The sequence below is a fragment of the Poseidonibacter sp. genome (assembly GCF_041821165.1).
Taxonomy (GTDB): Bacteria; Campylobacterota; Campylobacteria; order Campylobacterales; family Arcobacteraceae; genus Poseidonibacter.
In genome coordinates, this window is sequence record NZ_JBGUES010000068.1 from 1 (window position 1) to 10,849 (window position 10,849).

The 10,849-nt window shown below is 25.6% G+C and carries 11 protein-coding genes; 8 read left to right on the forward strand and 3 right to left on the reverse strand.

Annotated features, from left to right (window positions below; translation table 11 throughout):
* From ACERKK_RS06890 to ACERKK_RS06915, 6 genes are all read left to right on the forward strand, one after another.
* Positions 1-323: M23 family metallopeptidase (locus ACERKK_RS06890; protein WP_373772347.1), on the forward strand; the 323-nt coding region annotated here is incomplete at its 5' end.
* A 79-nt stretch (positions 324-402) separates the two neighbouring features.
* Positions 403-1,227 carry a VacJ family lipoprotein gene (locus tag ACERKK_RS06895; RefSeq protein WP_373772348.1) on the forward strand — a complete coding sequence of 275 codons (825 nt, stop codon included), beginning with the start codon at positions 403-405 and terminating at the stop codon, positions 1,225-1,227.
* A gap of 2 nt (positions 1,228-1,229) precedes the next feature.
* Positions 1,230-1,829, forward strand: a complete 600-nt coding sequence (locus ACERKK_RS06900) for an ABC transporter substrate-binding protein (protein WP_373772349.1) — start codon at positions 1,230-1,232, stop codon at positions 1,827-1,829.
* A complete protein-coding gene (locus tag ACERKK_RS06905; RefSeq protein ID WP_373772350.1) occupies positions 1,822-4,287 on the forward strand; it encodes an RND family transporter in 2,466 nt (821 codons plus the stop codon). The genes ACERKK_RS06900 and ACERKK_RS06905 overlap by 8 nt, the downstream gene beginning before the upstream one ends.
* Positions 4,288-4,531: 244 nt before the next feature.
* Positions 4,532-5,161 carry an HAD family hydrolase gene (locus ACERKK_RS06910; RefSeq protein WP_373772351.1) on the forward strand — a complete coding sequence of 210 codons (630 nt, stop codon included), beginning with the start codon at positions 4,532-4,534 and terminating at the stop codon, positions 5,159-5,161.
* Between the two features lie 54 nt (positions 5,162-5,215).
* The gene (locus ACERKK_RS06915) at positions 5,216-5,479 is read left to right on the forward strand and encodes a hypothetical protein (protein ID WP_373772352.1); all 264 of its coding nucleotides are present in this window, start codon (positions 5,216-5,218) and stop codon (positions 5,477-5,479) included.
* 22 nt (positions 5,480-5,501) lie between these two features.
* Here ACERKK_RS06915 and ACERKK_RS06920 read toward each other — a convergent pair whose 3' ends face one another.
* Positions 5,502-7,349 carry a GGDEF domain-containing protein gene (locus ACERKK_RS06920; RefSeq protein ID WP_373772353.1) on the reverse strand — a complete coding sequence of 616 codons (1,848 nt, stop codon included), beginning with the start codon at positions 7,347-7,349 and terminating at the stop codon, positions 5,502-5,504.
* A 133-nt stretch (positions 7,350-7,482) separates the two neighbouring features.
* On the opposite strand from ACERKK_RS06920, the gene ACERKK_RS06925 reads away from it, so the two are divergent.
* A complete protein-coding gene (locus tag ACERKK_RS06925) occupies positions 7,483-7,806 on the forward strand; it encodes a DUF6172 family protein (RefSeq protein WP_373772354.1) in 324 nt (107 codons plus the stop codon).
* Between the two features lie 28 nt (positions 7,807-7,834).
* Here the strand turns inward: ACERKK_RS06925 and ACERKK_RS06930 are convergent, their stop codons facing one another.
* Both ACERKK_RS06930 and ACERKK_RS06935 read right to left on the reverse strand, forming a co-directional pair.
* Positions 7,835-9,175, reverse strand: a complete 1,341-nt coding sequence (locus tag ACERKK_RS06930; protein ID WP_373772355.1) for a DEAD/DEAH box helicase — start codon at positions 9,173-9,175, stop codon at positions 7,835-7,837.
* A gap of 187 nt (positions 9,176-9,362) precedes the next feature.
* Complete coding sequence (locus tag ACERKK_RS06935) at positions 9,363-9,785, reverse strand: DUF3010 family protein (RefSeq protein ID WP_373772356.1); 423 nt, start codon at positions 9,783-9,785, stop codon at positions 9,363-9,365.
* Positions 9,786-9,949: 164 nt separating this feature from the next.
* Here ACERKK_RS06935 and ACERKK_RS06940 point away from each other — a divergent pair.
* Positions 9,950-10,849: hypothetical protein (locus ACERKK_RS06940; RefSeq protein WP_373772357.1), on the forward strand; the 900-nt coding region annotated here is incomplete at its 3' end.

Genomic DNA, 10,849 nt, shown 5'->3' on the forward strand with positions numbered 1-10,849 from the left:
ATAGCGGTACTGATTTTAGAGCAAAAATTGGTACAGATATTATTGCTAGTAATGATGGAATTGTAAGAATTGCTCAAAATAGATTTTATTCTGGAAATTCAATTGTAATTGACCATGGAAGAGGAATTTACTCTTGCTATTTTCACTTAAGTAAAATGAACTATAAAGCTGGTGATAAAATTAAAAGAGGCGATATCTTAGGTCTTAGTGGAGATACAGGTAGAATTACTGGACCTCATTTACATTATTCATTTAGAATAAATGCAATACAAGTTGACCCATTACAAGCAATTGAGATATTAAATAGTTTAGATAATAAATAGTATTATAAAACTAGTGATTTAAACTTTTCTTTCACAATATTTTTATATAATACAAATTAATTTAATAATAAGGAAAAGTTTGAAAAATATTATTTTACTAATTTCATTAGTTTTTATTTTTACTGCTTGTAGTTCAAAGAATCAAATAAATACAGAACAAAGTGTATCAAATACAATGGTGCAAGAATCAGGTCAAAAAAATGATGAATTTTCAGACGAGTTTTCAGATGAATTTGACAATGAATTTGACAATGAATTTAAAAATGAAGAAAATGAAATATTTGATCCATTAAGCGGATATAATAGAGTTATGACATCTTTTAATGATACTGTTTATATGAACGTATTAATTCCTGTATCAAAAGGTTATGCAAGTGTAATGCCTCAAGGTGTAAGAAAAGGAATTTCAAACTTTTTTAATAATCTAATGTTTCCTGTTAGATTTACAAATAATTTATTACAACTAAAGTTTAAAAACTCAAGTGAAGAGTTAGGAAGATTTGTAGTAAATACAGTTTTAGGATTAGGTTTTTTTGATCCAGCAAAAACAGAGCTTGGTTGGGAAGAACATGATGAAGACTTTGGACAAACTTTAGGTTTTTATGGTGTTGGTGAAGGTTTCCATGTTGTTTTACCATTATTAGGACCATCAAATTTAAGAGATATGTTAGGTCTTACAACAGATAGTTATGTAAGTGCTTTATCAGCAACTGGTTCAAGTGATATAAGATATAAAATTCCAGATAATTTAGCTCAAAGTATTGCTATTTCATCTAGTGATAATATAAATGAAATATCATTAACTCCTGGTCAATATGAAAATCTTAGAAAAGATGCCTTAGATTTATATCCATTCTTAAGAGATATTTATACACAATCTAGAAAAAAGAAAATTGAGGAATAATTATGAAATTAAAAAATTTATTAAAAATTATATTAATCGTATCTATTTTAACAACATCTGCTTTTGCAATTAAAAAAGATGAAATTAAAAGTGAAATGAATAATAAAATAGATCAAATTATCAGTATTTTAAAGAATGAAGAGTTTGATAAAGAGAAAAAAAATAAAAAGATTATTGAAATCATTGATGTTGTTTTTAACTATAAATTAATGGCTAGAATTTCATTAGGTAAAACTTGGAATACTCTTTCTTCTGAAAAACAAGATGAATTTGCAACTTTATTTGAGCAAAAATTAAAAACTTCATATATTGAAAAGTTAAATCTTTACACAGACCAAAAAGTTAAAATAATTGATTTAGTACCATATTTAAAATCAAGACTTCAATTAACAACAGAAGTTATTGGAAGTAAAGAAGTATATGAAATCAAATACAATTTTTATGAAGATAAAAAGACAAATGAATGGTTAATTTATGATATTGATTTAGTTGGTGTTAGTATTATTCAAACATATAGACAACAATTTTCAGGTCTTTTAAAAGAAAAAACTTTTGATGAAATGTTAGTTGTTTTAAAAGATACAACTAATCAAAATGATTAAAAAACTATATGATAATGTACTTTTAAAATATTCTACTGCTGTATTACTTACTTTATTAGTTTGTATATCAGCACTAGGATATTATTCTACAAAACTTGAAATTGATGCATCTGCTGAAACCCTACTTTTAGATGATGATAAAGATTTAAAATTTACTCGAGAAATAAAACAAAGATACTCTAATCCAAATTTTCTAGTTGTTACTTATTCTCATAAAAAAGATCTTCTTTCAAAAGAGAGTTTAGACACTTTAAGAGAATTAATCAATGACTTATCAAAACTTGAAAATATAGATAATACAATGTCTATTTTAAGTGTTCCTTTACTTCAATCTCCAATTAGACCTATTCAGGATTTATTAAATGGAGTGCATACACTTGAATCTGCACAAATTGATAAAAACCTTGCAAGAAATGAGTTTTTGAATTCTGAACTTTACTCAAATAACTTAGTTAGTAAAGATTTTAAAACAACAGCTATTATTTTGAATTTAAAAGAGAATAAAAAATATTATTCATTACTTGAAAAAAGAAATTCATTATTAGAGAAAAAACGAAATAATAGTATAACAACTAAAGAGAAAGTATTATTAGATAATGCAATTTTAGAGTTTAAAGAGTATAGAGATATTTTAAGAGAAAAAGAGACTCAAGATATTCAAAATGTTAGAAATGTACTAAAACAATATGAATCAAAAGCTTCAATCTTTTTAGGTGGGGTTGATATGATTGCTAGTGATATTGTAGGTTATGTAAAAAATGATTTATATATCTATGGTTCAACATTAGTATTTATACTTATTTTTATTTTATGGTATATTTTTAGAAATTTAAGATGGATAGTATTACCAATATCAATTTGTTTATTATCAGTTATCTCAACAGCTGGTGTTTTAGGTCTATTTAAATGGGAAGTAACTGTAATTTCATCAAACTTTATAGCCTTACAATTAATTATTACAATTTCAATTGTATTACACTTAATTGTAAGATACAGAGAATTAAATACAAAATATAAAAATGCAAGTCAATATAAATTGGTAATTAATACAATATTATCAAAAATAAATCCTTCATTTTTCGCAATTATTACAACAATTACAGGTTTTGCATCATTAGTTTTATCAAGTATTCAACCTGTTAAAAATCTTGGACTTATGATGAGTACAGGAATTGCTATATCTTTAATTATTTCATTTATTCTTTTTCCTATTATTTTAATCAAACTTAAGAAAAAAGAAGAATATAAAAAAGATAAAAACTCAAATTTTTCACTAATAACAAATGCAAGTAATTTAGTACAAAATCGTGGAAATGCTATTTTAATAGCTAGTGTATTAGTAGTAATATTTTCACTTACAGGGGCTTCTAAACTTATTGTAGAGAATAGTTTTATTAATTATTTTAAACAAGATACTGATATTTACAAGGGTATGAAAGTAATTGATGAAAACTTAGGAGGAACAACTCCTCTTGATATTATTATTCAATTTAAAAAAGAAGATGTTGTAGAAAAAAAAGTTATTAAAGATGAATTTGATGATTTTGAAAATGAATTTGCGCAAACTGCTGATGATAAACAATATTGGTTTTCACAAGATAAGATGCTTACTATTACAGCAGTACATGATTATCTTGACTCATTAGAAGAAGTAGGAAAAGTTCAATCTTTAGCCTCACTTTTAAAAGTAGGAAAAGTTCTAAATGAAGATAAAGAGATGGATGGAATCACTCTTGCTCTTTTATACAATGAACTACCAAATGATTATAAAAATTTAATTTTATCTCCATATGTAAATATTGAAAAAAATGAAGCAAGAATCACACTTAGAATAATAGATTCAAATGAAAATTTAAGAAGAAATGAATTACTTAATAAAATAAAAAAAGATGTTCGTGAAATTATCAAAAATGAAGAAACAACATTTAGACTATCAAACCTAATGGTTTTATATAATAATATGCTTCAATCACTATTTGATTCACAAATATCAACATTAGGTTTTGTAGTTATTATTCTTTTTATAATGTTCTTAATTTTATTTAGAAGTTTAAAAGTTGCATCAATTGCATTAATAGCAAATATTATTCCAATTTCTGCTGTTTTTGGAATAATGGGTTGGTTAAATATTCCTCTTGATATTATGACTATTACAATAGCAGCTATTTCTATTGGAATAGGAGTTGATGATACAATTCACTATATTCATCGATATAAAGAAGAGTTTAAATTAGACCATAATTATACTAATGCAATGAAAAGATCACATGAGAGTATTGGATATGCGATGTATTACACATCTTTAGTAGTTATTTTAGGTTTTTGTATTTTAGTTCTATCAAATCTAATTCCAACTATTTATTTTGGTTTATTAACAGTTATTGTAATGGCTACAATATTAGCATCAGCATTGCTTTTATTACCAAGATTATTGATTATATTAAAACCTTTTAATTAATCAGTATTCTATTTACAAACTGTTAACTCTTTATTTAAAATGGGTTAATGCAAGTACATTATAATATTTTTATCAGTTAAGTTACACGAGCTTAACGATATTAAAACTTTTTCAACTTGTTTTCTCCTACTAATACAAGTCAAATAGAACACTTTCTCCTTGTGTTCTATTTATTTTTTAAAATCAATCTTCTTTTTAAACTTTTTAAGTATAATTCCAAAAAAAACTTTAGGACTAAATTTTAATGAAAAAATATATCTTATTTGATAATGATGGAGTTCTTGTAGAAACTGAAAAATGGTATTTCCAAGCTAATGTAAGAGCACTAAAAGAATTAGGTATTACACTTGAATTATCAAGATACTTAGGTATTATGGCAAGAGGTGGTACAGCTTGGGAACTTGCACAAGAGCAAGGTATAACAAAAGAAATAATAGATAAAAAAAGATTTCAAAGAGATGAATACTATCAAGAATATTTAAAAACAAAAGATCTAGAAATTCCAAATGTAATAAGTGTATTAAATGAATTATCAAAAAAATATCAAATGGGAATAATTACAACATCAAGAAGAGTTGATTTTGAGTTAATTCATAGAAATAGAGGAATTACTGAATATATGGATTTTGTATTATGTGTTGAAGATTATAAAAGAGCAAAACCATACCCTGATCCATATCTTGCAGGTTTAAAAAAGTTTAATGCATTAAAAGAAGAAACAATCATCGTAGAAGATTCACAAAGAGGATTAAGCTCAGCTGTAAATGCAGGAATAGAATGTGCAATAGTAAAAAATGAATTTACAGCTTCACATGATTTTTCAAAAGCAACATACTTAATAGATTCATTAGAAGACTTATATAAATTACTATAAGATACTTTAACTAGATTAATTATATAATTGCACCTTAAAATATAAGGAAAATTAATGTCACATATAAAAGAAGATTTAAAAGATTTAGTACAAAATACTATGATTCCAGAAATAGAAGATTATCTTGATGATTTACATAAAATCTTAGAAAAAAAAGAAGAAACAGAAGATGATATGTTAGCAATTAAAGAGATGGAATCACTTTTAGTTGATCTTCAAAATGTTCTTGCAGTAATTGAAGAAGATAAAACAGAAGATAGTGAATACCAAAGAATTTATGATTATATTGTTGGAAGTTTAGAAAAGAAACATGATTAAAACTTCTTTTTAAGTGTAGATTTTAAAATAAATCTACACTTGAAACTTGCTCTTCATTAAATCTAATAACCTTATCTCTTCCACTATTTTTAGCCTCATATAAAGCAATATCAGCATTTTTCATAGCAGTATCTAATGACTTAGAGTCTTCAGGGAACATTGATAAACCAATACTAATTGTTTTTCTTAATTTATTTCCAGCATAAACATCAATTTCATTTTCTCTTACTTTTTTACCAATTTTATTTGCAACTTCCATAGCATCAAATTCATTTTTAACACCAACAAGAAGTACTATAAACTCTTCTCCACCATATCTAATAACTAAATCTGATTCTCTTACTGTTTCCATTAATATTCTTGATAATTCTTTTAATACTTTATCTCCAATATCATGACCATACTCATCATTTACTGCTTTAAAATGATCCATATCTAACATTAAAACACCAATATTAAGATTTTCTCTTAATGCTTGTGGAACTAATTTTTTACTATGTTCTTCTAAGAATTTTCTATTATAAAGACCTGTTAATCCATCTTTAAATGCTGATTCTTTAAGTGCATTCATTAAAAGTTTAACTTCAATAGAAGGTGCTGATTCATTTATATAACTTTTAATAAATGAAATATTATCTTTTAATTTTTCTAATTCATCTTTTGAATCACATACAAAATTTATAATTAAATATGCATTTTTACTAATATCTACATTTATACAATGATAGAATTTATTCTCTTTTTTAAAATGAGAACAACTAGAATGATAATCTATTGATGTTACATCATTTTTTGTTCTAGCTGCTCTACATAAGTGTGGAGTATCAATAATTCCAGCTCTACAATGAAAAGAATCCCCTACTTTTAAAACTTCTGTCATTTTTTGTTTTAACATATCAATTTCTAAGAATGTAAAATGTTTAATTTTAAATTGATTTGTAAAAACTTGAGATAATCTATTATATATCTCTTCTTTTGTACTATCTAATTCAATCTCTTTTTTAAATTGGTATAAATTTGAAAGATTTGCAATAATATCTTTTGATTCTTCTAAAGGATTTGAACTATAGCCTGATTGTCTATGCCCAACAAAGCCTTTTAGTTTTTTTTCAATATCTTCTGAAGTATCTCTAAAAATTGACATTAAAGTATTATACTCATCAGCCAAAGAAACCATGTCTTTTGTTAAGCCAGGAGTGTATGAGATGTTTTTAAATTTACCAGAAACAGCATCACTAATACTTTTTCCTAAATTTTCAAAAAGAATAATATATGGTTTTAAAATTCTTCTACCTAAATAAACAATAAGAATAATTCCAAAAACTATAGCAATTGCAATTAAATAAATAGATTCTAATCCAATCTCTTTTAGTTCACTAACATCAAGTACCAATGAAACTGCACCTAAAGTATCTCCATATGAAACATCATGACATTGTAAACAATCCATTCCAACACCAGCGGTTGCAATATATGGTATTGTTATACGAATTGATGTATTTACTAAAGATTCATCAATTTTATATTTCATCTCTCCACTTAATAAAACAGATCTATCCATATCATCACGTGGTGATTCATTTTTAGTTCCATTTCCAAACTGCTTTGCAACTAATTCACCTCTTACTAACCAAAGCTTTTCAACATTATTCATATTTGAAACTAGATTTAAATAAGTATCAATTTGATCCATATTATTATTAATCATATGTGTCGTAAGGCCATTTTTAACTGCTTGTGAAATAGATTCTGCATTATGAATAACTGATTTTATACCAGTATTTCTTAAATTGTATAAACTTAATGAAGTGATTATAACTGCTAATAAAATAGCAATTGCAAGAAATTGGAAGATTATTTTTTGTCTCAAACATATACCTTTTTAATAATAAAATATTTTACTACATACATTCTTAAAACAATGACCTATTATTAGTATATTATCTTTATTTTCTTACTTATTTATATATATTAATACGCTATAATCACGTCAAAGGATAATAATGAAAAAAACATTCAAATTAAAAGTTGAAAACAAAAATTCTGATAGACTTCTTGAAGCAATCAAACATGAAATAAGAAAGTATATAAAAAGAGAAAAAAGAAAAACACTTCCAGAAGATGTAGATTTTTGGAAATTTAATTGTAAATTTGCTAAAAATGATGAAGAAGCAAAAGAGATTGATTTCTTAGATATTACAAACTGTATTAACGAAGCAGCAAGTGAAGGTTGTGAAAGTTTTTATATGGAAATATTAACTTCAGAAGGTATCAAACCTAAAAAAGAAGTAAGTGAAGATAAAGAAGAAACATCAGAAGAAGAATAAGATTTATTCTTCTTTTTGATATTTTAAATTAAGATCTATGTCTAGGAGTGTTTCTAGAACTTGGTCTAGCAGTAGTAGATGAATTATCTCTTGTTCTTCTTTGTCTAGGTTCTTTTGTTCTTGGTTTACTTTCAGTACTTTTCTTTTCATTTGATCTATTTCTAGAGTTTGAGTTAGAATTTCCTCTTGGATTTGAACCTCTCTTTTTTTGAATTGGTTCTGCTTTTATTGTAGGGTCTACTCTAAAACCTTCTACATCAATTTTTTCAATATCTTTTTTAATTAATTTTTCAATTGATTTTAATAATTCTTCTTCATCAACACAAACTAAAGAAACAGCAACACCTTCATTTCCGGCTCTTCCTGTTCTTCCAATTCTATGTACATAATCTTCTGGAACATTTGGTAATTCAAAGTTTACAACATGTGGTAGTTGGTCAATATCAATACCTCTTGCTGCAATATCAGTTGCTACTAAAACTCTAACATCTCCACTTTTAAAGTTTGCTAAGGCTTTTGTTCTTGCACCTTGACTTTTATTTCCATGAATGGCAGCAGATGAAATTCCAAATTTATCAAGTTGCTCACTTAATTTATTTGCGCCATGTTTTGTTCTTGTAAAAACTAAAACTTGCTTCCAATTACCATCATTAATTAGTTTTATTAAAAGATCTCTTTTTTCATTTTTATTAACGTGATGAATTACTTGTTTTACAATTTCAGAAGATGTATTTCTTCTTGCAACTTCAATTAAAGTTGGATTATCTAATAATCCATCAGCAAGTTTTTTTATTTCACTTGAAAATGTTGCTGAGAAAAGAAGATTTTGTCTATGTGATGGAAGTAGTTTTAAAACTTTTTTAATATCATGGATAAATCCCATATCAAGCATTCTATCAGCTTCATCAAGTACAAAAAATTCTACTCTTGATAAATCTAAACAATCTTGCGAAATTAAATCTAATAATCTTCCTGGAGTTGCTATTAAAATATCAACACCTTTTCTAATTGCTGCTTTTTGAGGATTTATACCAACACCACCAAAAATTACTGCTGATTTATATGGTAAATACTTTCCATAAGTTTCAACACTTTGAGCAACTTGTGCTGCTAATTCTCTTGTAGGCGTTAAAATAAGCGCTCTTACTTGATGTTTTTTACTAACAACTTTTTTTTCTGTTAATCTTTGTAATAATGGAAGTGTAAAACCTGCTGTTTTACCAGTTCCTGTTTGTGCACCAGCTAAAACATCTTTTTTGCTTAATACAATTGGAATTGCTTGTTTTTGAATTGGTGTAGGCGTTGTGTAGCCCTGCTCTTGAATAGCTCTTAAAATTGGCTCACATAAGCCTAAGTTTGAAAATGACATAAAATACCTTTGTTATAACCTACTAAAAAGTAAAGAACTAATTTGCGATCTAGGTTTATAAATGATTGTAGTGTAGTTAAGGTTACCAGGAAAGGATTACTAAAACGAAGTCATGCGTAGACCGTTGTACGCTGAAATTGCGAAATTATACCATAATTTTTTAATTAAAAGCATAAATTGTGGTATTTCATTTTTTTATTGAAGATATTATTGCTAAGTATGCTTGTTCTTGATATTTTTTCAAAGAAGTTGGCAAGTTAATATCATTTTTTCTTTCATATGAAGATATAGCTTGTCCTGAAATTAATTCAACTTCACAATATGGATTTAACTGTATTATTGCTTCCATTTTAAAAGTAACAGCTCCACCTGAAAATGTACCTTTTTTTGCTCTTTTTTTAATAATGATTTTTTCAATTTTATTTTCTTTTATAAAGTCTAATATCTTTTTATTATAATCAATTATATCTTCTGCTTTTTCATCATCTTCTAGAACAATCTTTTTTATTTTTAAATCAATATAATCTACAATATCATCATTTGTATTATCTTTATTGCAAACAGTTAATATTGTATTATTTGCTTTTAGTTCTATTCCACATATTTTCATTTTTACTCACTTTTAATAAATATGAAGAAGTATACTTTATTTTTTTTATAATCTTTAAAAATATGTCATTTTGCAATACTGTGTTAAGTTATATTTAATTGTTTTAGATATACTTATAGAATAAATAATTTTTTATTTTTATCCTAATTAATAGAAAGCAGCAAATGAAAACTATTATCGCATTAGAAAATTTAATTCAAGAAAATGAAGAACGTGTTAAGCTTCAAAGACGACAGTTAGCTGAACATGAATCAGGTGTAAATAAAATATCAAGAATGGTAAAAGCAGCCACTGAAACTCATCTTGAAGAAGAGTTAGAACTAATTGCTAAATATAAACTAATGCTTGAAGAACTATTAGCACAAGATCAAGCAGAACTTGAAGAAAAACAAAGAGTTGAAGAAGCAATTAAAAGAAAAGCTTACTTTGATAATCAACCAAATAGAATAAATAATAACTCTAGTAAAACTACAAATCAAAAACTACAAGTTATGATGATAATTGATGAACTACCACCTGAAGTTCAATTTGAAGATAAAGAACTATTTGAAATTGCAGAAAAAACAATTGAGCTAAGTATTGGTGAACACGTTGAATTACAAGAAGAACTTGAAAATATCAAAAAAGAATTTGAAGCATTAATTGTAAATAATAAAGAAGAAAAAATTCATGATATTGGAATGTTAAATTTAAGAATTCCTATTTTAGTACTTCATTTTTCAACATTATTATCAAATATAAATGAAGTAATAGAAGCACATAATAAAGAAGAAGATGCACAAATAATTAAGTTTAAAGGTTTTCCTAAATATGAAGATTGGTGGATTGAAGAGTTATGGACAAGCCATCAAGCATATTTTGCTTTATTTAAATGGAAATCAATCATAAGTAATTTATGTATTACAAAAGAGCAAAAAAATGCTTGGTCGGTTATATTTGATGAATGGTTATTTGTAAAAAAACTTTTAAGTGATAAAGGTGACTTAGCATTTGATTATCATTATGCTTTTGACGCATTACTTACAAAACATGCTCAATTAGAAGAAGAACTTGTTGAAAAAAAC